Raw genomic sequence first — 24,043 nt, forward strand, 5'->3', positions numbered from 1 at the left:
GTGGGTAATTAGAAATGGATATTCAAAAATTAGCCGATCATGAGTCATTGGATCTACATGAAGTTATTAATTTTAAAACCCTTTGCTTAGCGAAATCAAAACTAATGCAAGGACTGGTATTTGATCATGATTTGAGAGCATTAATGCAAAAAGATGTTGAACAATCCATGCAAGCGCTTGGAGAATTACAGGCAATTTATCAACGTGCACCTTTTGAAGCTCCTGTTCCTCAAAACCGGCCAACACCAATAATAAATTGAAAAGGTGGCAAATTCATTGAATCATGACTATTTAGACCCTATAAACTCACTACACGTACCAGAGCTAGCAGATACCACATTTGCGATGGATTTACTTCTTCGTGCCAAAGAAGGTGTTCGCAATATTGCTGTCGCATTAACGGAGTCCGCATCACCTGATGTTAGAACCCTCTTACGAAACCAGTTAATGCAAGGGATTGCCATGCACCAAGAAATTACAGAACTAATGATTAATAAAAAATGGTTCCATCCATACGAACTAAGTGAACAATATCAATTAGACCAACTCTCCGCCAACAATACATTGATGATTGGCAAAATGAATCTATTTCCTGTTGAGACCAATAGAAAGGGTATGTTTGACCGGACACCTGATGAACACTAACACTGGAGGCTGTATAGCATGAAGGCAGTAACGTATCAAGGTATTAAAAATGTTGTAGTCAAAGAAGTTCCAGATCCAAAGATTGAAAAACCAGATGACATGATTATTAAAGTAACGAGTACAGCCATATGTGGGTCTGATTTACATTTAATTCATGGCATGATTCCTAACCTGCAAGAAAACTATGTTATTGGCCATGAACCAATGGGAATCGTCGAAGAAGTTGGTCCAGGTGTGACTAAGCTAAAAAAGGGAGATCGAGTAATTATCCCCTTTAATATAGCATGCGGTGAATGCTATTACTGTAAAAACCATTTGGAAAGCCAATGTGATAATTCTAATGATAATGGTGATATGGGTGCCTATTTCGGATATTCTGGTACGACGGGTGGCTATCCAGGTGGGCAAGCTGAATATTTAAGAGTGCCGTTTGCTAACTTTACTCATTTCAAAATTCCAGAGACTTGTGAAGAACCAGATGAAAAGTTAGCAGTTATTGCCGATGCGATGTCTACTGGTTTTTGGAGTGTTGACAATGCAGGCGTAAAGGATGGAGATACAGTTATTGTTCTTGGCTGTGGTCCGGTTGGTCTTTTTGCTCAAAAATTCTGTTGGCTAAAAGGAGCAAAGCGTGTCATTGCCGTAGATTATGTAGACTATCGTTTGCAACACGCCAAACGTACCAACAAAGTTGAAATTGTAAATTTCGAACACTTTGAAAATGTGGGAATGCATTTGAAAGAAATGACGAAAGGCGGCGCTGATGTTGTCATTGATGCAGTTGGTATGGACGGTAAAATGACTGATATAGAATTCCTTGCGAGCGGAATGAAGCTTCAAGGCGGAGCATTCAGTGCGTTTATCATGGCTTCACAAGCAGTGCGTAAAGGCGGGACCATCCAAGTTACAGGCGTTTACGGTGGCAGATATAATGGATTCCCAATGGGAGATATTATGAACCGAAACGTCAATATCCGCTCTGGGCAAGCACCTGTGATTCACTATATGCCATATATGTTTGAATTAGTTTCGACCGGAAAAATTGATCCAGGAGATGTCGTGAGTCATGTACTTCCACTTAGTGAAGCAAAGCGTGGGTATGAGATTTTTGACACAAAAATGGATGATTGTATAAAAGTCGTGTTGAAACCTTGAGGAAGGAGGTATAAAAAATGAACTACGCCTTACATGAAGTTCTTGAGGTCCATGAGATGGCTGCATTTAAGACCACTTGTTTGACTAAGTCCAAAACGATGAAAGGGTTAGTTACAGATCAGCAATTAAAAGATATTATGCAGCGAGACATTGATGTATCTACGAGACAATTACAAGAATATGCTTCTATCCTTTCCAACGCTAAGCAGTAAATTAGGAGATGAATGAACATGAATCCAATCATTGAAAATTTAACTGGCATGAACGCACTATCGGATCAAGTGGTTACAATGGATTTATTGATTTCAGCTAAAAGTGGAGTTAGAAATTATGCCATGGCAGTTACGGAAACAGGAACGCCCGAAATTAAAGAAATGCTCACTCGCCATTTAATGGAAGCTCTTGATATGCATGAACAAATTTCCTCATATATGACAGAAAAAGGATGGTATCATGCTTGGGATACAAACGAACAAATCAATTTAGATTTAAATAATATCAATACAGCATTGAACTTACCCACTCTATAAAAATAAAATAGGAGCAGTTTAGCATTACCAACCTAACCTGTTCCTAATAAACCATTTATATTTAAATGATGTAAATATACGATTTCCCTCCTTTTGCGACCACCAGTTTCTTTTACAATTACAAATTTGATGTCTTTTCTTTTATGAATAGAGCTATATTAAGCTAATTAAGACCTATTGGCTCCATGCTTACCAGTTCAAATTTCACAAAAAAATGAACCAACTATTTTTTATTATCAAATGGTAGGAGCAGGAAATTCATCAATTTTCATACGAAGTAAACTATAAGGTTTTTGTCGCAGGTCTTTTCCATAATGAAATCTTGCCTGCCGATGTAATTGGTTCACAATGACATATAAGTATTCATCCGGACCAATCGAAAAAGTATCCGGCCATAAAATTCTCGGATCATGTGCGATGGTTTCCATTGTGCCATTTGGCAATATCTTTCGAATACTATTGTTCTCATAATCTCCAGCATAAACGGCACCTTTTGCATCTGTAATCATTCCATCAGACGCACCTTTTTCTCCCCAATACTCCACATGATAAAGTAAATCCATGTCCGGTATATTTCTGTCTCTCAGGGCTTCTGTTGAGATCGAGAACAGATGACGACTTGTTAGTGGACAAAAAAATAATACCTTTCCATCAGGAGAAATCGCAATACCGTCAGACGCCAATCTAAATGGAGAAGTCCCGCCATCTTTATTTCGATTCATCAACACTTTTCCTTCTACTTTCGGTATAAAATAGGGATCGGGTGAAGTTGAATTTGCTCCATTTAACCGTCTAAACGCGTTTCCATTTTCTAAATCTACGACGATAATAGCTCCTGGTCCTTTGGAAGAAGAATCCGTTATATAGGCATAACCTGCATTTCCAACACGAAAATCAAATCGGACATCATTCAGGTAAGTTGTTGGCAGGACAACATCTTCTGTAAAGGTATATACTCTTCTAATTGTATTGGTTTTTAAATCAACAGCGACTAATTTTGCCCCACCTTTAATAGGTTCAGAAAAATTGGGTGCCGCTGTATCTAATACCCAAAGCGTTCCCCTTCCATCAGCAACTACACTTTGGACACTGATGAAAGTCATTGTGATATTCTCGGGGTTAACCAAATTGTTTTGTAAATTAGGATAAGGCTGCAATTTATCCTCAACAATTTCCGCCACCGTAAATTTAACATCGTCTCCCCATTTCGGAAAACAAATGAAAATACGACCAGTTTCCGAAACACTAACACCTGTAGGCATAGTACCATAAAATGCATAAACTAGTTCTAACTTACCGAAATATTTTTCAATAGGTAGCATAGGTTTCATGATATCCTCCTCAACCATTTAAACGGGATATCACCTATATATGATTTATATTTTTTCTAGTGCATGTTTCTTAATAAGTTTTTCTATACGAAAAGATGATGGAATTGATTGTTTTCGAAATTTAAAAAGTCCAGGCGAAACTGCGTATGCTTTAAAAGCAAATGATAAGATGAAGAAATTTAGGTATTAAACAACAGCATCATCTGGTTCCCAGCTTCGCACTAAAGTATATACCCTTTTGATAAATACCACTCCCCCCTGTAAAGAATATCTGTATTTCGATATTTTTTCACCTACAGGGGTGGGGTATTTTCATAGTCAGTAACCCGCATAACCTAAAAGTATATATCCCTCCAACCTGTTTTCGATGGATAATTAAGACCAACAAAAAACATTCCTTCAAAGAAAAGTGCTATAAATAAATGTTCTTCCCTTACATATTAGCAGCTTGTACTTAGCTTGATTTACAACATCTTCAACAGCGTTTGGTTTCTTTGTTTAGTTGACAGCCATGTTTGTGGAAGAGCTCCAAAACTGATCCACATATGTCGGACCATCAAATTAAATATTTACCACACTGACCACCCTATCCCTCCCATTCAAAAATTTCCTCTTGTAATAAAAATCCACTTTCCTCGCAATCTAAAACTTTTATATAAAAATAAGGGGAACACCCGTTTAAAATGTACCCTTTGTAAAGGACATTTAAAAAAGGGTTAGGCAGGTATATGGAACTCGAGAAGATCATCAATTTCAATATGACAAGGAAAATGACGAGGTTACATGCCCTGCAGACTTGCATCTTTAAAAGCGTCCCACATCGCAAAAAAGTAAACACATGGATAAAACATAAGCCATTGATATTTTGTATGGTCAATGGCGTTTTCAATTCACCGTTAAAACTAAGCATGATTAATTCATTAAAATGAGAGCGGACATTAATCACAAATTCTATTGAAATAAAAAGAATCCCTTTGAGGTATTTCCCATTAAGTAATTGACCAAACCCTGGAAGGGCTATACTCCATAATAATTTTTCTTTTGGATTCACATTTGTCTAACCTTTTTCTTTTGGATTTTAAAAAATAAATGTTAAATTATTACTGAATTTGGAAAGGGTTACTCATCGTTGGCTAACAAATTTCTATCAACTGCAAATGGTGGTTGTTCCATCCAACCGTTTTCTATCATTATTTTTGCTGCTTCTTCAACAAATTGTGCTATAGTCATTAATGACTTTGTATACATGAGTCCAATATCGTGTCTACCGTCTACAGCCGCAGAGTTTCCATAAGCCCTAATTTTCATGGAAAACATATCCGCCTTATGGTATAACATTATTTTATCCGAAAAAGGAGAAAATGTTGATTTGGTGACCAAATGGTCAAGAAATGATGGTGTAGGTAAATCTTCTTTATGTAGTTTTGCCATGTAGGTTTCAATGTGTTTATGAGTAAAATCCTTGCCTTTTAAAAACAAATTTCGTATCTTTTCAGATTTAACCACTTGACTAAATGCCATTATCAGTGCTTTGCTTGTCACATTATTTTCAATATTATCGTAAAGATGGGTAATTTCTAATGCATGTAAGGGTCTTACATCTCCAAAAAAACCATTTAAAAATTGGTGCTTTACAAATTCAACTTTGTCGGGAACGGGAATAATAGGTGGTTTAATGATTAAACCTTTATTCATTAATATTTCTTTGATTTGTTTCATCAAGGCCATCGTGGAATCCATACAATAAATAAAAAACTCTTCTACATCCCTCCTATAAACAAGTGGTATAGCAACGTTATAAATACTCATTCCCGCTTTTGCAGCATACCTTAAATAGTGTACATAATATTCATCTTGAAATAACCGAGGGGCACCAAGATTAACGTCTTCTTGTTCCGAAAAACCTTTTGGTATTGGGAAATCTTCTTTCTTGAAAATCTCTTCCGTGGTTTTTAAGAACTCTGTGCTTAATTTTAATGCGTTTTCTAATAATGCTTTAATATCTTCATCCTCAACATGTTGAAGGTAATACTTTATAATGCATTTTGCCATGCTGTTTCCCATATAAGTCGCCCACAGTTTCGCCATTTCGGCTACGGTTAGTTCTTCTTTTAGGTCTGATTTTGTAGAACCAACTTTAATTGGTTTGATCGTGTCCATAGAAAAATCTCCCTTTTATTGTTTTGCATAGTATTTTCCTTCAATCGAAATCATATTCTGCCTAAAATTTTTCGTAAAATTGTCTTTCACTTTATTCAACTAAACCGCCACGTTAGTCGAATAGGAAAAAGGCTGCCGCAACAGCCTTACTTTCTTGAATTCAAGCACCCATTAGCCACCCATGAAGCGCAAAAATAAACGCTTCACCACAGAGAATGAAAATGGTTTTAAACCGTCAATACTGATTCTACGGCTGGGAGATGAAGGTCGATGAACTATGGTGCGTTAGAGCCCATCCGTTAGTCTGACTCCAACGACCACGGTGCACAACTGACTGTCGCTCCCTTACGGGAAGCACACATGGTAGATTAATCCTATTCAGGTTGCTGCACCAGCCTCCAATATATTGTGAGCCGTAGAAAGGATGTTTTCAATGGAAGTTGTCATTAAAAGAGCATGCGGTATGGATGTCCATAAGGACAATATTATTGCCTGTATTTCGACACCCGAAGGAAAGGAGATTCAAACGTTCTCTACTAAAACTGTATTTCTTTTACAGTTTGTTGACTGGATTAAACAACATAATTGTACCCATGTCGCCATGGAGAGCACGAGTGTTTATTAAAAGCCTATTGTGAATTTACAAGAAGCTGAGAATATTGAGTTTTTAGTGGTGAATGCCCAACATATGAAGGCAGTTCCAGGACGAAAGACAGATGTGAAGGATGCAGAATGGATTGCCAAACTTCTTCGCCATGGACTACTTAAAGCCCGTTATATCCCTGACCGAAATCATTGCGTGAACTCGTTCGCTATCGTAGAAGTATTATTCAAGGAGCGTGATAACCGAATCCAAAAGGTGTTAGAAGGCGCGAATATTAAGTTGGGGTCGGTTGTTTCAGATGTGTTGGGTGTTTCAGCACGAGATATGCTTGATGCCATTGCCGATGGTGAAGAGGACCCTGAAAAACTAGCAAACTTTGCACGCCGCACTATGAAAAAAAAGATAGAAGAAATAGAACTTGCCCTAAAAGGCTATATCAATTCACATCAACGCCTTCATAAAATTGACCGTTTGGCAGATCAACAAGAGACTTACCTAATATTGTTCATGAATTACAAGAGAAAAACATCGGTGTTGTATTCATCAAGGAACAGATCCACTTTTCAACTCCGGCTGGAAAGCTCATGTTTACCCATGATGGGGGCTATTGCTGAATTCGAGCGCGATCTCATCAATGAACGGACCAAAGAAGGGCGAGAACGAGCGAAAGCACAAGGGAAACACTTAGGAAGAAAAGGACAGGACACTACAAAGACGGTAGTATTTACGGACCAGGCTTAACGGATTTTCCTTATTAAGAAGGCGACTATGTAACGATTGTTGTCCGCTATTGGACTAATAAAGAAGTTGAAGATGATCTATATTATCATGGACATAAAACACAATTAGAGGACGAAAGAGTAGGTTTTTGTGCCGTTTTAGATGATGACCCCGATCAAGAAGAATTTTTCCACTTTAGAGATATAGAGGCCGTGTTTGATGGAGATAAAATTCCCTTCTTGGGTGGCTGGACTAAACGTATTAAACGTAAAGAATAGTTGCGTTAAATAACAAAGCCTACTCAATTATGTTGGAGAAAGGCTCTCAGACAAAATTAGATTCAGTTTTTTGGGTAGTTCTGCGAATAAAAAGACAGGGGTGCCCCTGCCACACTTGTTTTAGAAATTGAATAAATCCTATCTGTTTCCTTGGATATAATTTAACATTCTGATTATGATAAGACTATAGATACTTGTAAGAATGGCACTCCCAATGCCAAACCATGCTATAAATTCTAAGGTTTTTTCCTCTTTTTTAAACAACAGTAATAACCCCCTTTCCATACTTTCTGCAGAAGCAATAAATAACTATGTTCTATTCCCTGGTGAAGTATTCTCGTTTAATAAAGTGGTTGGAAAAAGAACTGCAGAAAAACGATATAGACCTGCAACCGTGATTATTAAAGGAGAATTTTCCGAAGATATTGGCGGTGGAATTTGTCAAGTATCTACCACCCTTTTCAATGCTGTCGATAATGCGGGAATAAATGTGATTCAACGCTCCTCACGCAGCAGGGAAGTTTCATACGTTCCTCCTGGACGAGATGCCACAGTGAGCTGGAATGGGCCTGATTTAATTTTTAAAAATAATTACAACCAGCCTATCCTCATTCAGGCGAAAACACTAGAGGACAAATTGATTGTTAATGTTTATTCTTCTGATGTCATTACTTATAGACTTAAAAATGTTCCATCTCTTCCAAAGGATCGAAATTACATGCCCAAGTGAGGTTACTCACTTGGGTTTTTATAGAAAATTTAATCTTAGAGTGTTAAGAAGGATATCTCACCACTACATGTAACACGGCCTCTTCATCACCGATATTCTTATAAAGATGTTTGCTCGCAGCTTCAAACTTAATGGAATCAAACTGTTTGAGTTGGTATACCCTCTCCTCTACTTTAAAGCTGATATTTCCCCTCATTACCGTCACAAATTCCATTGCTCCTTTATGATGCGGCTCCGGCGAGTACATGGCTTGCGGTTCAAGAAATGCTCGATATATTTCCATTGTTGGTCCATCTGTATTCCGAAAAACTGTCTCTACTCTCCATGTTTGGTCTGGCCCATAAATCATAAAGCCCTCTCCACATCTCGAAAGATCGACATGATCGTCCATTACTAAAATTCTTGTTAAAGGGATCGATAACCCTTCTGTAATTTTCCATACAACTCCTAATGTGGGATTCGTTTCTCCCCTTTCAATCTTTCCTAACGTGAGCTTGCTAACACCTGTTTTTTCGGCAAGCTCCTCGAGGCTCAATTTTTGTTCGCTTCTAATTTTCCGAAGCAGCCCGCCCATTTGTTGAATTAATTTTCTTGTTTGTTCATCCTCTAATCCCTTCATTCGGTCCTCCATATTTTTTGTATATTTTTATATACATTTAATCAGTTTTAATATAGTATACTATACTGTAGCCTGTTTTAGGAGTGAGTACTTTGTGGAAGAAGAATATTGTTGAATTTCCCCGATTATTATCGATTGGAAATATTTCAAATGGTTTTGTGGCCTGGCTATTCGGCGCAACTGGACCATTACTGATTGTTTTACAAGCAGCTTCGAAAGGCCACCTATCTGATTCAGCGATTACATCCTGGATCTTTGCTATTTATGGAATTGGAGGATTGCTATCGATTGGTCTCTCCTTTTATTACCGCCAGCCGATTGGATATGCTTTTTCGATTCCTGGTGCAATTCTTGTCGGAGCATCCTTATCTCATTACACATTTAGCCAGGTAGTTGGTGCCTATCTCGTGACAGGCATCGTCATTTTTCTTTTAGGAATATCTGGAATGATCGATAAATTAATGAAGGTCCTTCCTATGCCAGTCATGATGGGAATGGTTTCCGGCGTCCTTCTTCCTTTTGGTACAGATATGTTTCGTTCTGTTCTCAACAATCCCTTGTTAAATGGAATTCCTTTTCTAGTATTTCTTGTTCTTTCTTTTTTCGGAAAGCTGTCAAAAAAATTTCCTCCCATTGTTGGGGCTATTCTCACATCTATTGTTTTATTAAAAGTATTACCAGGAATTCAAGTTCATGGTGTATCATTTTCTTTGGCGGTACCGCACGTGGTCTTTCCTTCCTTTAATCTATCTGTGATGGGAGAACTGGTTATTCCGTTAGTGCTTACGGTCATCGCAATACAAAATGCTCAAGGAATTGCTGTTCTGGAGAGTTCGAATTATCTCCCGCCCATTAATTCTATGACGAGTTGGAGCGGGATTGGATCGATTCTCAATGGATTTATGGGCGGCCATTCTGCTTGTATTGCCGGTCCAATGACTGCCTTATTAGCAAATAAAGAATCTGGATTGAAAGAAAATCGTTATGCCGCTGCAATCGTATTAGGAATTTTGTCATGTTTATTAGCTGTTTTTGCACCAATGGCGGCAGCCGTTCCCCATTTGATTCCCTCCTCATTAATTAAAATGCTGGGCGGGCTGGCAATGATTAATGTCCTGATTGACTCTTTGAAGACGAGCTTTTCAGGGCGTTTTAAAACAGGTGCTTTATTTTCATTTTTGATTACGATTTCTGGAATTTCTCTCTTTCATATCGGGGCACCTTTTTGGGGATTGGTTGGAGGAACCTTAGCTTCCTTCTTCTTAGATCGAACAGATTTAAAACCTTCTGCTTCACAGGATCAAACAACTCAATCGGTTTAATAGTCACAAAAAATGGCTTGGAGTTTCCTCCAAGCCATTTACCATTATTCCCCTTTTGTAATATCTGCCAAAATTTCATAAGAACGAAGGCGGGCTTGGTGATCATACACCTGGGCATCGCCATAATTTCATCGGCCCCGCTTTCCTCTATAAAGTTCTGAAGCTTTTCTTTCACTGTTTTAGGGTGTAAGCGTCAAGTACATTTGAACAATTTTGCTTATTAAATTTGAACACTTTCTTCTTTAAAAATTGTTTCGCGATGTTTCATCCTATAACTTGAATCATTAAAATGAACAATTTCTGCTCGTTGAATGAGACGGTCCAAGATAGCTGTGGCCACACCTACGTCACCCAGTAACTCGGTCCACTCTTTTGGAGAACGATTAGAAGTTAAGATAATCGATGAATTGTTATATAAGTCATTAACCAACTGAAAAAACAAATTAGCTTCCCTTGGATCCATCACTGCGGTACATCAAATCATCAATGATAACTAAATGTGATTCTTTTATTCGCTTAATCCTAGTTTGGGACTTCCTCGTTATGTCCATGGTTTTTAAGGTATGAACCAAGTCTCCCATTGAAATAAAGGAGACTTGGTAACCTCATTTAATAGCTTCTAATCCCAGTCCAACTTCCATGTGTGTTTTCCCTTTATGCAAAGCTTTACATAAAGGGAATTATCGAAAGTTTTTGTTTATGGTAAGAAATAAAGTATATGCCCTATTTGAATTGAAATATACGTTTATTTCTTTCCATAACACCTCACAATAGATTTATTAAATCTAGGAGGTGCCATATGGAAAATCGAATTCCCATTGAAGAATTAGTTTCAAAAGTTTTATCTGAATTAGATAGGCTAAATTATGCTTATAACACTATTTGTGGATATCGTGCTTTTTACAAAAGAGTTATTTCATTTGCAAAAGCAAGAGGTGAAATCTATTTTTCAGAAGCGTTAGGAAGAGACTTTTTGGCGGAAACTTACAATTGTACTGTTAACTATTATCAGGAGGCTATGCCTAAAGGACTCAAAGGCCCCATTAGAAGAATAAGAGTCTAGGTGATTATCAACTCCATTGTGTGATTATCCGAAGAATCGTAAAAAAGCCAGGATATGTTAAACCACCACAGTTTGAATCAGAACTTACTGTAGAGTCTAGTATATTTCGTAATCATTTCTGCGGTAATATCATTCGAATTCTGAACATTTCTCCTGTCAAGATAATCTATGAAAAAGAACACACGCTGCATACGTATACGTAGACCTCTTTTGGAGTACTCGTTATTTTTGCATTCCTTTTCATAGGCACTAAGCAATGGAAAAAAGGCTGGAGGAGGCGGTCTTTCTGCACAATCAGTGAAACACCATCATCGTCTTATTTTTAAGGCTTTAATAGATGCAGTAAAATGGCATTTAATTGTAAGAAATGTCGCAGAAGCGGTAACTCCACCGAAAACAAGAAAAGTTGAAATGAAAACATGGGATAATGAACAAGTAAAAATCTTTTTGGATGTAAGTAAAGATTCTTCTTATTATCCAATTTTTTTAACAGCAATTAATACTGGAATGCGTCGTGGTGGAGTCCTAGGGTTAAGGTGGCAGGATATTGACTTTGATAATAACATAATTTATGTTCGACAATCCTTACAAGAAGTAAAAAAGGTAGGTTTAACATTTAAGGAGCCTAAATCAGGCAAAAGTAGGTCTATTTCTATAACCCCTTCCCTTGCAAAAGAATTAAAAAAAATATATAAGCAACAATTAACAGACAAGCATTTATTTGGTCAAGGATATCAAGATTTAGATTTAGTTTTTGCTCAAAAAAATGGAAAACCAATTCAACCTACCGAAATGGCAAGAAATTATCGTAAGATGGTAGAAACAAGTGGATTACCATATATACGATTTCATGATTTAAGGCATACACACGCTACTTTAATGCTAAAACAAGGGATACATCCTAAGGTTGTTTCCGAAAGGCTTGGACATTCGACCATAGGGAACACAATGGACACTTACACTCATGTGTTACCAAAGTAAAGATTTTGAGTTGTTCGCGAACAATTTACCACTCATTCTAACTTCTCTAAAACCCTCAAAAACCGTAATATATCAAGGTTGGCGGGACTGCGTGGGAATCGAACCCACCGGACCTGGCACGCAGGTCTCAAGCAGTTTTGAAGTTAGAGGGAGGATATCTTTTTTGATTCCATTAAGTTTTATGTATTGCTATATAGTCTTGATTTAATGCACTTTCTAAAAAGTCATATATCATTTAATTTTATCTAGTTATATATAAAATCATCTAATCTGTGACCAAGTTGTGACCAAAAATGTGATCAGTTTTCTTATTTTATAAATGGGATTAATTAAGGGGGTTTTAACAAACCTCCTCTTCTTCCATTTGTCACCCAAAGGGAGAATAAGCTTATTGATCCAGTGACCCCAACTCTGTCAATAATGGATATACTTTTTGATTATAACAGTTTAATTATGAAATTATTGTTATAACAAGGACTTAAATAAGTCTTATTATGATAGTATTTGTTTTCGGTAACAGTTTGCTCAAATTTTGTCCCAAAGTGTCCCCAATCGTCTCCGTTATATAGAGTAAAATCTCTAATACCTTTTAAAAAACGTACAAATGACTGGTTTAAAAAAAAGAGACAGGTACCATTCCTGTCTCTAACTTATATTATTCATGAAAATTAGTTCCGTCTATTGTAGCTTTGACAACGCCGGCACGGATAACAAAATCTCCAAAGTGCTCGCCCAGTTCCCGTTCTTTTGCATAGCGGGACAAGAGAACACGCAGTTCTTTCAAGATTTCTTCTTCCCCAATATTTTCACGATACATTTTACTTAATCTGCTGCCATCGAATGAGGCGCCTAGATACATATTATATTTACCTGGTGATTTTCCGATAAAACCGATTTCACCAAGCGCATGACGTGCACAACCATTTGGGCAGCCAGTCATACGAATCGTAATCTCATCATCCCTTAGCCCATTCTCGTCAACGATGGTCTCTATCTTATCTAGAAGAGCAGGCAAATACCGTTCCGCTTCCGCCATTGCCAATCCACAAGTAGGAAGTGATACACATGCCATTGAACTACGGCGGAGTGCACTAAGATGTTTACCGTCGGTCAAACCATATTGGTCTATTAGTTTACTGATCTCGTTCTTTTGTTCACTTGATACGTTAGCAATAACAAGGTTTTGATTGCCGGTTAGACGAAAATCACCTGTATGGATTTTGGCAATTTCACGCAAGCCAGTTTTCAGTTGATAATCACCAACATCCGCAATTCGGCCTCCTTCAACAAACAACGTAAAATGCCAGCTTCCTTCAACACCTTCTACCCAGCCATAACGGTCGCCGTTATGGTCAAAATGAAATGGTTTTGCTCCCTGAAGGCTCCATCCTAAGCGATCTTCTAGTTCTTTTTTTACTGTTTGCAAACCAAGACGGTCCACAGTATACTTGAACCGAGCATTACTGCGGTTGGAGCGGTTCCCATAGTCACGCTGGATTGTAATTACTTTTTCCGCCAATTCATAGATTTGATCTGGTGTACAGAAGCCGATGACTTTAGCAAGCTGTGGATATGTTTTTTTATCGCCATGTGTCATCCCCATTCCGCCGCCTAATGCCACATTAAAACCAATCAGCTTATCGTTTTCAACAATAGCAATAAGCCCAATGTCCTGTGAAAAAACATCAATATCATTTGATGGAGGAACGGCAATACCAATCTTAAATTTCCGTGGTAAATAAAGCGGCCCATACATTGGTTCGATTTCTTCGACATCAGGTGTGCCGGCAATTTTTTGTTCATCCAGCCAAATTTCGTGATAGGCTCTAGTACGCGGCAATAACCTGTCGCTCAACAACTTGGCCCATTCATACACTTCGCCGTGAATTTTAGATTGATAAGGGTTTGGGTTGCACATCACATTGCGGTTTACATCCCCACATGCTGCAATTGTATCCATAAGAGCTCCATTAATTTCCTGAAGCGTTTTTTTCATGTTCCATTTTAAAACCCCGTGCATTTGAAATGCCTGTCGTGTTGATAATTTAAGGGTTCCATTTCCATACTTTTCAGAGAGTTCATCCAAAACAAGCCATTGATCAGGTGTTGCCACGCCACCCGGCCTGCGGACACGTATCATAAATTGATAGGCAGGCTCAAGCTTTTGCTTTTGGCGCTCATTGCGGAGATCACGGTCATCCTGCAGGTAGCTGCCATGAAATTTCATCAACCTATTATCATCATCAGAAATCCCAGAACTGATTGGTTCTTCCATAGATTCAGCAATGGTACCTCTTAAATAATTACTTTCCTGCTTTATGCGCTCTACATCGCTTAGAGGGCCATCCAGCGCTTTTAAGATTGTTTTTACCATGTTATAAACTCCTTTCAATCATATTAATATACATCACGCTGATATCGTTTTTGTTGTTGCATAGTGGCAAGATATTCCTCTGACTTTTCTCGGCTCAACCCGCCTTCTTGTTGAATAATATCGATAAGTGCATTTTGAACATCGCGTGCCATGTTTTTCTCATCTCCACAAACGTAAACATGTGCTCCTTCTTGAAGCCACTCGAACAATTCTTTACTCTGCTCAAGCATACGGTGCTGGACATACTCCTTTTCCTCCCTATCACGGGAAAAGGCAACATTTAGTTTTGTGAGAATTCCTTTTTCTAACACTTTTTGCCATTCTGTTTGATAGAGGAAATCAGTCACAAAATGCTGGTCGCCAAAGAACAACCAGGTTTTCCCGCTTGCTCCACTTTCCTCACGTTCCTGCATAAATGCCCGAAACGGAGCAATACCCGTACCTGGTCCAATCATAATGATTGGTGTATCCGGATTTTCAGGCAATTTAAAGTTTTTATTATGCTGTATAAAGATTGGCAGTATATCGCCCTGATGCAGACGCCCGGCACGAAAGATGGAAGTAACGCCTTTTCGTTCACGGCCATGTGTATCGTATCGCACAGCACCGACCGTTAAATGCACCTCATCAGGATTAGCAGATAGACTGCTTGAAATCGAATATAAGGGCGGGGGCATCTTTCTTAAAATAGAGATCATATCTTGAGCGGAACCAGTCCACGGTCCAAAATCACGAATTAAATCTAGCAAATCGCGACCTTTCACGTACTCTCTTAATCTGTCCTCATTGCCAGTTGATACTAGGTCTTTTAAATCTTGATTTTCTGTAAGTTGCACTGCCTGTTGAAGAAGTGGCTTCGTTAATACGGTAATTTCGAAATAAGACGTGAGAGCTTCTCTAAGCGCGTGAACATCTCCTTGCATATTTACGATTACACTTTCTTTCGGATTCCAGTTTGTTACATTTAGAAGTAATTCCACGAGTGCCGGATCATTTTGGGGATAAATACCAAGACTGTCCCCCGGTTCATATGTAAGATCGGATCCTTCTAGCGATAACTCTAAGTGCCGTTTTTTTATTCGAACCTCTGCCATTTAAATTAATATTTTCTAATACTTCAGCCTTGAATGGATTGTTTCTTGAATAGGTTGACTCTGTTGCTTGAGCCGCTGTTGTTGTCTGAACTGTAAATTCTTTTTGTGCTTCAATATACGCTTGGTTTTGGATATTCTGGGATGCATTTAGATAGCCGTTTAACCAAATCTTCTGCGAATCTGTTAATGTTGGTAAAACTTGGTTAAGAAGCTCTGTCTGTTTGTGGTTAAATGGACTGTTTATCACTTGAAAATGCAAAAAAAATCACCTCTCAACAAAAATCACTTACATTGACCATTGCATTTCACTTAACTATTACTCCTCTATAATAAAAAATTTCCAGAATAATAAACCATCCAATATAAATGTTTTTTCCCCATCCAGCTTACTCGGATAGAAAGACCAGTCCTGAATTATCTATCTTCGTTAACCAAATCCAAACAAAAAACATTGAAGTGAAATTCACGCCAATGTTTTTTGTTTGGTTAGAAAGCTAACAGAGTGTTTCTAATTGCGATATTGTTGGGCTTAAATTTACTAAGAAATAAGACTCTCTTAACCTCCTAAACGTATCATTCCCTTGGATATATGCCTGCCCACCGGAATAAAGCATTTCTGCATGTACTACTTCAGGGGTTAACTTGGCTATATCAAGTCGGGTTAATAATATTTCCTTCCCAATAGTGCTTAAATCCGCATAGCGAGCATATTCATATGTTCTGTTTCGTACAATCTGTAATTTATTAATCAATTCTGTGGGCTTAGGTTTTAAATGCTGATTTACTTCTATATCTTTCAGATGACTTTTTACAATTGATTCAATAGCAGCCTGTGAAACTCCTATTCCTAAAGGTATTTGGTAGAGTGCTAATATTGGACGGACTTTTGGTATAAATCCATCCGCTTCTTCGGAAATAATCCATTTATCAGGGATAAACACATTATCAAAGAAACCGGAGTATGTTGCACTACCATTTAATCCTATATAATTTGTTTTACTTTCTAAAACTAATCCGTCTACATTGACTGGAAGTGAACAAATAATTCTTTGTTTTTCATTTAAAGATGCTAGGATAACAAACCAGTGATCATGATCCAAATTAGACACGTTCGGTAAGCTTCCACTTATCGTATATCCCCCATCTGTTCTTTTAGCTTTAAGTCGGATTCTTTCCAACCCGGCATAATACTTTATTGCATTTGATAATCCCGTTCCAGCTAGGGCGTCCCCTGATTCAAATAATGGTAGTAAGTGGCTGCTGATAAATGGATTGTTGCTCAACCTGATAGACGCCAAAGCAGCTAAATGACACCATAATGTAAAAGCTGACGTCATGCAAAACTTTGCCGTTTCTTCTATAATATATATCTCTCTACAGTGGACATCTTCCTTCTGTAAAAAGTTTGAACTAAAAAAACCCGCTTTACCCACTGCATTCAAAAATTCTTTCGCATAATAAGCCTTCTCATCAATTTGTCTAATATATGGTTTAAGATGGTCATTAATTATTTGATTAAATTCTACATTTTCTATTTCATTATCCACATTGCCACTCCTACCATTTGATCTATTCTAAAGTGTGTTATCTCTGCCAAAGTGTGCTCTCTTGTTTTTCTTTGTTAACTAACAACTTAAAAACATCCGGTCTTGAATAATGACCAACTGGATCAAAATCAAATTGGCTGTATGCGATTTGTTTCATATCAAGGTCAGCCATGATGATATCTTCTTTTCCCCAAACAGGTTCAGTAATGTATTCACCCAAAGGTCCAACAATTGCACTTCCTCCATTACACATCACTTCGGGAGCAGACTTTAAATCATCATAACAAGCTAAATCTTCTGGATACATATCCTTGGTTACGTATTGATTGCAGGACAGAACAAAGCATCTTCCTTCCATTGCAATATGGCGAATGGTTGACTGCCAAGACTCCCTAGCATCGGCTGTTGGTGTAAAATAAAGCTGAACACCCTGAGCATACATGGCGGCCCTTGCTAAAGGCATATAGTTTTCCCAACAAATCAATGCCCCAATCTTCCCATACGGGGTATCAAATACAGGGAGTGTACTTCCATCCCCCTCACCCCAAACAATTCGTTCCGCTGCTGTGGGTTTTAATTTACGATGTTTTCCTAAAAGCGATCCATCTGGCCCGATGAAAATAACCGAACAATAAAGAGTTCCTCCACTATTTTCGCTATCTCGTTCAATTACTCCCATAATAAGGTAAACGCCAGCCTCTCGTGCGGCCTCCCCAAGTATTTCTGTCGCTTCACCAGGTACAGGAATCGAGTTCTCCCAATATCGATACCAGTCTTTCCTTCCATCTTCAGTACGGCTTCCAATAACGGTTCCAAATGATAAGCCTCTAGGATATGCAGGGATAAAGGCCTCAGGGAACACAACAATATTGGCCCCTCTTTCACCAGCTTCTCTTATTAATCTAACTGATTTTTCTAAGGTTGCATTAAGGTCCATTAGAATAGGAGCAGCTTGAATAACAGCAACCCTCACACTTTGATTCGTATTCACCATGTTCATAACCCCTCTAGCAGATTTATATCATTGATCATTAAACATTTTAGATAATTGAGATTCATAACAAGTCGATAACCAACATTTAACCAATATGATAATAGAAAAATAATTGAAACAGACCATCCAAGAATTTTTATATAATTGTTGAATGTTCTTTAATCACACGTATAGTTTTTAGTTCCTCGTCGTCTGCCCCTTGAACAGGAAGACCTGCTTCGATATTTTTTCTCGTATACAGTAGATTATCTTCTTAATGATTTCTCCTGGTATAAAGATGGGAATCCCTGGAGGATAAACCATAACAAACTCTGCAATAATCTTTCCAGCAGATTGTTCAAATGGAATCACTTCGGTTTCAGCATAGAAAGCATCGCGTGGTGTTAATGGTAAAGATGGAATCTTTGGTAACAAGACTGAACTGTCTACATTTTTGTCGGCCTGAACTTTATATTCCAGAGACAATTCGGTTAATGCTTGTACAAGAGTTTGTAAATCTTCCTCGGAATCCCCTGGTCTAACAATACAAAGGATGTTATATAGGTCAGATAATTCGACTTCAATATTAAATCGATTGCGAAGCCATTTTTCAACATCATACCCGGTAAGCCCTAGTTCTTTTACAGATATTAATAGCTTGGTTGGATCCATCGCCACAGCTGCGCTAGATTCCAAGACTTCTCGACCCATACAATATAGATGGTCTATTTGATTAATCTTTGAACGTGTTTTCTCTGATTTTCTAATCGTGTCCTCCAGCAGTGCTTTCCCTTCCGTAGCTAAAGATTTTCTGGCAACATCTAGAGAAGCTAATAATAAATAAGAAGTAGAGGTTGTTGTCAGCATACTTAATACAGATTGGACCCGTTTAGATGATACTAGGTTACCGCGTAGGTTTAAAATAGAACTCTGTGTAAGAGATCCTCCTAATTTATGCACGCTTGTAGCAGCCAAATCAGCCCCGGCCTCCATTGCTGATAACGGGAGTTCCTGATGAAAATGAATATGTGCGCCGTGCGCTTCATCTACAAGTACTAGTATGTTCCTAGAATGTGCAATCTTCACTATTTTTCTTAAATCTCCCGATACACCATAATACGTAGGATTGATGACAAGCACAGCTTTTGTATCCGGATGTAAAACTAATGCTCTCTCAATAGAATCGGGTGTAATACCATGAGAGATACCGAAGTGTGAATCCACTTCTGGATGAATAAAAATCGGAACAGCACCAGAAAAAACAATCGCACTCATGATGGATTTGTGAACATTTCGTGGAACTAGAATTTTATCACCTAATCCACAAACTGACATGATCATAGCCATAATGGCTCCACTAGTTCCCTGTACAGAGAAGAAGGTATAATCCGCACCAAATGCTTCAGCCGCTAACTCCTGTGACTGTTTGATAATTCCTTTAGGGAGGTGCAGGTCATCAAGAGGCCCCATGTTGATCAAATCGATTGAAAGTGCATTTTCGCCAATAAATTCTCTAAATTCAGGATCCATTCCCTTTTTTATGACCGGGAATGTGAAATTGGATTGGATTTTTTTCTGCATGTTTTTTTAGGGCTGTAAATAATGATGTATCAAATTGGTTTACCAATGTGTTACACACCCTATCTCATCTTATATTTTGTAAAATCATAGTTGTAGTAGATGATTAAAGAGTTTAGACAGGTACTTGCCTACATAAAAAGAACCAAACTTGCTAAATTGTTTTTTCAACTTCCTTTGTTAATAAATCTTTTATACCTTTATAAATCAATTCAAAGAGTTCTTCTAAATCTTCTTCTTCTACACAAGAAAAGGCGATTCTTAAGTCTGTCGAGTTAATTGCTATTGTGCCTACCCCATATTGATTTAGCAAATGAAGTCTTAATTCTTCTGCATCTACATCTTTAAGCTTTAAACACATAAAATAGCCTGAATTAAATGGATAGAAACTCCAAACAGTCTGATACTTTTTATTTCGGACAATCTCTTTTACCTTTATGGCTCTTTGTTTCATTACTTTATGCTTTTCATGCTTTTCTACTTCAAAACGAGTGGATTGCAGTGAATGTAAAATAATTGTCTGAGAAAGATGCGAACTACTCGAAATCGTTCCTCTGATTAAACCTTTTGTTTTTTGCTCTAGTACATCTAATATTTCTGGGCTTTCGGAAGCAAAAGTAAGGAATCCCACTCTTAACCCCCAAACGTAATTCTCTTTTGTTGCCCCATCTACTTTAATCGGTAATAAATTCGGATGAAGCCCAGCTAACCTCCCAAACAAAGATTCTTTAACCGAATCCTCATAAAACAGCCCGAAATAGGCATCATCGAGGATTACAACTACATCGATACCTGCCTCCGCTGCTTCTTTTAATACCAAAATAATTCCTTGGACTTCTTCTTCACCTGGAGTATATCCAGTCGGATTGTTAGGGAAATTAAGCAAGACAATAGCTTTCCCCGCTTCCTTTTGTTCCATTAATCTTTCTCTAAGTTCCTGAACATTAAATCTATTAAACTGATCAAATAAGCTAAATGTCTGAAGCTCGCCCCCTCTTCGAATGTGAAAAATCGTCTGATAGTTCCCCCAATATTTATCTGGAAGGATAATCACGTCATTTTTATCAACAAAAAGATCAGCAGCAATGCTCAATCCATGGGTTAACGCATTCGTTGTAATTGGCAGACCCATATGTGTTTCCTTTAAGGAAGGATTATCTCTTAATAATTTCCGTTTCCATTCCAAACGTAAATCTAATTTCCCAGGTGGTGGGGCATAAGGGTATACATCATCAGGTGAATACCCCTGTAAAGTTTCTTGAATATGCTCAAAATGCATAGGTGCATCGTTTTCAGTTGCAATTCCTATCGTTGCATTAAAACGTGTAGCCTTTTTACTTGCTTCAGCACTTTGGCTTAAGATTCCTTTTGGATAATACAGTTTCTTTCCTAACTCAGATAATAAGTGATAGATCGTAGCATTATATTTTAATAAGTCATCGTTTAACTTCTTAGCTAGTACGTTCATTTTACTTCCCCTTTAAAGTTAACTAACCTTAATTCTAAGAGAATGGAACTAATTGCCTCTATTAATATTGTATTCTCTTCCTGTGTTCCAATAGATATTCGGATATGTCCCGTCAATCCCCATATATCGCCATAACGTACGATTACGCCAAGAGCTAAAAGCTTTTGATAAACCTCTTTAGCATATGCCCCAAATTCAATCAAAATAAAATTACTCATACTTTTTGTATACTTTATCCCAAGTTCTGTCAGAGCATTGTAAAGCTGTACACGACCATTGGTATTCACTTGTTTTGAATGATTAACATGTTCCTCATCCGTTATAGCGGCCGCTGCTGCAGCCTGTGCAAGACTATTAACATTAAATGGCTCTTTCACATGTAGAATGCTTTGGATAATGGATTCTGGTGCCGCACCAAAACCCACCCTTATACCAGCAAGACCATAAATTTTAGAAAAGGTTTGTAATACGATAATAGAATAATCAGAACGTACAAATTCCAATCCATTTGTATAATCTTCATTTGTAGCAAAATGACTATCTGCACTATCAAAAACAACTAAAATATTTTTAGGTAGAGAATGAAGCAGCTCTTCTAGCATCAACTTTGGCATATAAGTACCTGTTGGGTTGTTAGGAGAACAGATATAAATTAATTTTGTATGTTCTGTCACTGCTGCTAAGGTCGATTCAATATTAAATTGATATTCATGATCAAGCGGTACAGGAACGACCTTCGCACCCATCAGCTGTGCACCAAAATCATATTCACTAAATGAAGGAGAAGGAACAATAATCTCATCACTCGGTTCAAGAAAGGTTTCTGAAATTAATGTAATTAATTCATCTGCTCCGTTTGTAATGATTAATTGATCCGTTTTTAAATCAAGGCAGGAAGCAATTGTCTTCTTTAACTCAACGGCATGTGCATCAGGATAACGATTTAATTCATTAAGTAGGTTAGAGATGGCTTCAATTGCTTTCGGTGAAGCGCCAAGAGGATTTTCATTAGATGCTAATTTTATTACTTGGTGCAAGCCTAATTCTTCTTTTACCTCCCATAAAGGTTTACCTGGTGTGTAGGGCTTAATACTTTCTAACGCCTTACGTTTCAAAATCTGATTCATTTGAAACACAACCTTTCCCTCAAACGTGATAATTGTGAATCAATTCACACATTTACATAAAAAGGATCTACATAAATAGACATATAAGAATCCACTTCTCCATATTATCGGATTTTAAATTTTTATGACCATCCAATGAGCTGCTTTTTTCACCATCCATTTGTTGTTTATCAAAAAAGGATCACGTCAATAACATGATCCCTTCTAACTTCAAATAGTAGTTGACGCAAGTGCGTCCGCAAACCTTTTAATTCCTTCATCAATAGATTCTTCATTTTCCCTTGCAAATGTAAAACGAACAAAACCTTTTTGAGACCCCATCGTATAGCCAGGGACATAAATGACTCCCTTTTTGATCGATTCCTCCAATAATTGCGTTTCATTCACCGCTTTTTTTATCTTGCACCAAATATGAATGCCGCCCATAGGGGTGGAACAATCAACTTCATCCTTTAAATAAAATTTAAGACTCCTAATAATTTGGTCTCTTCTTATTTCTAATTGTTTGTTTAAATTTGCAATATGAGAATGAAAATTTTCGGATTCTAAAAAATCATTTGCGATCCACTGTGTAAAACTTGCATGACCAAAATCGATTTGCTGTTTCGCATCTGAGAGTCTTTCAATAACAGAGGTTGGACCTATGATCCAACCAATCCTTAATCCTGAAGCAACGATCTTTGATAAAGAGCTTATATATAAAACATTTCCATTGACATCCATTGATTTTAAAGTAGAGACCTTTTCCCCTGTAAAGGATGTTAAACTATAAGGGTCATCTTCAACAACGGGGATCCCATGTTCTGAAGATATTTCAAGAATCGCTTTCCGTTTCTTTTCACTAAGTAATGCACCCGTTGGATTTTGAAAAGAGGGATTCAAGAATATCATTCGTATTCGATGCTTTTTATGCAAGGAAAGTAAGTCATTCGGGATGATACCATCATGGTTTACAGGTATAAAAAAAGGTCTCAGTCCTGCTGATTTAAATATTGGAAGATTATAGTTGTAAGAGGGATCTTCCAATGCCACTGCATCACCTTGTTTTAATAGGCATTGAACTACCAAATGCAATGCTTGTTGTGCGCCAGATGTAATTAAGATAGATGAAGGGTTGGTTTCTATTTTTCGGTATTGCTTAACATGCTTTGCAATTGTTTCTCGTAATATTGCGTTTCCTTGCGGATGATCATAACCTAAGCTTCCAATAAACGATCTAGAGGAAGTAATCTCCCCTAGGTATTTCAGTGGAAAAAGATCCTCTGAAAGCTCTCCGCTAGCTAGATTGATTAACTTATGTTCTACGGCTTCTCTTCTAATCCTCTGTGTTATAGGCAAATTAGGTAAAAACGATCCTGCTTCTATATACCTCTGCAACTACTGTACTTCTATTTACATTAAGGTCCTTAGCTAAAGTTCTTTCAGAAGGTAATGGTTTATCTGGAGGAAAAGTACCATCTGCAATTCCATTCTCGATATATTCTGCAAGTTGTTTATATATTGCTTTTTTGGCTTGGCGATCTGGTTTCCAATCCATATATTTCAGTCCTTATAAAGTAATTAGTTTAACTATTATGTTTCCCTTATTCCATTTTTAGTCAATTGTCCTATGCTTTCTAAAAAAACCTATCTTCATATGAACTGTGACCCATAAAATGGACAGTCTAAAAAAAAGACCGAATATTTTAAGCTGCTAATAAGTGACTCCGGTATTGTGCCGGAGTCATTTTATTTAGGCTCCATT

The 24,043-nt window shown here is 37.6% G+C and carries 17 protein-coding genes and 7 pseudogenes; 11 read left to right on the top strand and 13 right to left on the bottom strand.

From position 1 onward, the window contains the following. Window positions 1-14 precede the first annotated feature (14 nt). From AB7942_RS18700 to AB7942_RS18720, 5 genes are read left to right on the top strand one after another with little or no spacing between them, the layout of a single operon-like run. A complete protein-coding gene (locus tag AB7942_RS18700) occupies window positions 15-260 on the top strand; it encodes a hypothetical protein (protein WP_024030851.1) in 246 nt (81 codons plus the stop codon). A 16-nt stretch (window positions 261-276) separates the two neighbouring features. Next, a complete protein-coding gene (locus tag AB7942_RS18705; protein WP_088086587.1) occupies window positions 277-645 on the top strand; it encodes a spore coat protein in 369 nt (122 codons plus the stop codon). An 18-nt stretch (window positions 646-663) separates the two neighbouring features. Beyond that, entirely contained in the window at window positions 664-1,800 is a 1,137-nt protein-coding gene (locus tag AB7942_RS18710) for a zinc-dependent alcohol dehydrogenase (protein ID WP_098932286.1), read from the top strand. A gap of 17 nt (window positions 1,801-1,817) precedes the next feature. Then, a complete protein-coding gene (locus AB7942_RS18715) occupies window positions 1,818-2,012 on the top strand; it encodes a hypothetical protein (RefSeq protein WP_088086585.1) in 195 nt (64 codons plus the stop codon). A gap of 18 nt (window positions 2,013-2,030) precedes the next feature. Continuing rightward, entirely contained in the window at window positions 2,031-2,330 is a 300-nt protein-coding gene (locus AB7942_RS18720) for a spore coat protein (protein ID WP_098932287.1), read from the top strand. Between the two features lie 236 nt (window positions 2,331-2,566). Here the strand turns inward: AB7942_RS18720 and AB7942_RS18725 are convergent, their stop codons facing one another. The 3 genes and pseudogenes from AB7942_RS18725 to AB7942_RS18735 all read right to left on the bottom strand — a co-directional run bounded on the left by AB7942_RS18725 (window position 2,567) and on the right by AB7942_RS18735 (window position 5,821). Then, complete coding sequence (locus tag AB7942_RS18725; protein WP_098932288.1) at window positions 2,567-3,661, bottom strand: L-dopachrome tautomerase-related protein; 1,095 nt, start codon at window positions 3,659-3,661, stop codon at window positions 2,567-2,569. Between the two features lie 797 nt (window positions 3,662-4,458). Beyond that, window positions 4,459-4,712 (bottom strand): annotated as a pseudogene (locus AB7942_RS18730) (hypothetical protein); the annotation flags it as partial. 68 nt (window positions 4,713-4,780) lie between these two features. After that, a complete protein-coding gene (locus AB7942_RS18735) occupies window positions 4,781-5,821 on the bottom strand; it encodes a DUF3231 family protein (RefSeq protein ID WP_369448050.1) in 1,041 nt (346 codons plus the stop codon). A gap of 433 nt (window positions 5,822-6,254) precedes the next feature. Here AB7942_RS18735 and AB7942_RS30565 point away from each other — a divergent pair. The 3 genes and pseudogenes from AB7942_RS30565 to AB7942_RS18750 form a co-directional block, all read left to right on the top strand. Then, window positions 6,255-6,881: pseudogene (locus AB7942_RS30565) on the top strand (IS110 family transposase); the annotation flags it as partial. A 51-nt stretch (window positions 6,882-6,932) separates the two neighbouring features. Continuing rightward, window positions 6,933-7,166, top strand: a complete 234-nt coding sequence (locus AB7942_RS18745; protein WP_420491953.1) for a recombinase family protein — start codon at window positions 6,933-6,935, stop codon at window positions 7,164-7,166. Window positions 7,167-7,667: 501 nt separating this feature from the next. Continuing rightward, a pseudogene (locus AB7942_RS18750) lies at window positions 7,668-8,153 on the top strand (VanW family protein); the annotation flags it as partial. A 43-nt stretch (window positions 8,154-8,196) separates the two neighbouring features. Here AB7942_RS18750 and AB7942_RS18755 read toward each other — a convergent pair. Beyond that, a complete protein-coding gene (locus AB7942_RS18755) occupies window positions 8,197-8,772 on the bottom strand; it encodes a helix-turn-helix domain-containing protein (protein WP_026576175.1) in 576 nt (191 codons plus the stop codon). 92 nt (window positions 8,773-8,864) lie between these two features. Between AB7942_RS18755 and AB7942_RS18760 the strand changes: the two genes are divergently transcribed. After that, window positions 8,865-10,094: a benzoate/H(+) symporter BenE family transporter gene (locus tag AB7942_RS18760; RefSeq protein WP_369448051.1), complete on the top strand. Its 1,230-nt coding sequence runs from the start codon at window positions 8,865-8,867 to the stop codon at window positions 10,092-10,094. Window positions 10,095-10,314: 220 nt separating this feature from the next. Here the strand turns inward: AB7942_RS18760 and AB7942_RS30570 are convergent. Next, a pseudogene (locus tag AB7942_RS30570) lies at window positions 10,315-10,747 on the bottom strand (ATP-binding protein); the annotation flags it as partial. Between the two features lie 146 nt (window positions 10,748-10,893). Here AB7942_RS30570 and AB7942_RS18770 point away from each other — a divergent pair. Both AB7942_RS18770 and AB7942_RS18775 read left to right on the top strand, forming a co-directional pair. Beyond that, window positions 10,894-11,157, top strand: a complete 264-nt coding sequence (locus tag AB7942_RS18770) for a hypothetical protein (RefSeq protein WP_369448052.1) — start codon at window positions 10,894-10,896, stop codon at window positions 11,155-11,157. 297 nt (window positions 11,158-11,454) lie between these two features. Then, entirely contained in the window at window positions 11,455-12,138 is a 684-nt protein-coding gene (locus tag AB7942_RS18775) for a site-specific integrase (RefSeq protein WP_369448053.1), read from the top strand. A gap of 655 nt (window positions 12,139-12,793) precedes the next feature. On the opposite strand, the gene cysI is transcribed toward AB7942_RS18775, so the two are convergent. The 8 genes and pseudogenes from cysI to AB7942_RS18815 all read right to left on the bottom strand — a co-directional run bounded on the left by cysI (window position 12,794) and on the right by AB7942_RS18815 (window position 23,836). After that, a complete protein-coding gene (gene cysI / locus AB7942_RS18780; protein WP_369448054.1) occupies window positions 12,794-14,512 on the bottom strand; it encodes an assimilatory sulfite reductase (NADPH) hemoprotein subunit in 1,719 nt (572 codons plus the stop codon). Window positions 14,513-14,535: 23 nt separating this feature from the next. Next, a pseudogene (locus tag AB7942_RS18785) lies at window positions 14,536-15,667 on the bottom strand (diflavin oxidoreductase); the annotation flags it as partial. A gap of 433 nt (window positions 15,668-16,100) precedes the next feature. Continuing rightward, window positions 16,101-17,153 (bottom strand): acyl-CoA dehydrogenase, encoded by a 1,053-nt coding sequence (locus AB7942_RS18790; RefSeq protein ID WP_369448055.1) that lies wholly within the window; start codon window positions 17,151-17,153, stop codon window positions 16,101-16,103. 37 nt (window positions 17,154-17,190) lie between these two features. Further along, window positions 17,191-18,147, bottom strand: coding sequence for a carbon-nitrogen hydrolase family protein (locus AB7942_RS18795; RefSeq protein ID WP_335438410.1), 957 nt, complete (start codon window positions 18,145-18,147; stop codon window positions 17,191-17,193). 136 nt (window positions 18,148-18,283) lie between these two features. Continuing rightward, window positions 18,284-19,753 (bottom strand): annotated as a pseudogene (locus tag AB7942_RS18800) (aminotransferase class I/II-fold pyridoxal phosphate-dependent enzyme). Between the two features lie 105 nt (window positions 19,754-19,858). After that, entirely contained in the window at window positions 19,859-21,172 is a 1,314-nt protein-coding gene (locus AB7942_RS18805; RefSeq protein ID WP_369448056.1) for an aminotransferase class I/II-fold pyridoxal phosphate-dependent enzyme, read from the bottom strand. Further along, window positions 21,169-22,299, bottom strand: a complete 1,131-nt coding sequence (gene hisC, locus AB7942_RS18810; protein ID WP_369448057.1) for a histidinol-phosphate transaminase — start codon at window positions 22,297-22,299, stop codon at window positions 21,169-21,171. The genes AB7942_RS18805 and hisC overlap by 4 nt, the downstream gene beginning before the upstream one ends. Before the next feature lie 210 nt (window positions 22,300-22,509). Then, window positions 22,510-23,836 (bottom strand): annotated as a pseudogene (locus AB7942_RS18815) (aminotransferase-like domain-containing protein). Between the last annotated feature and the right edge of the window lie 207 nt (window positions 23,837-24,043).

Source organism: Neobacillus sp. BF23-41, from assembly GCF_041106275.1.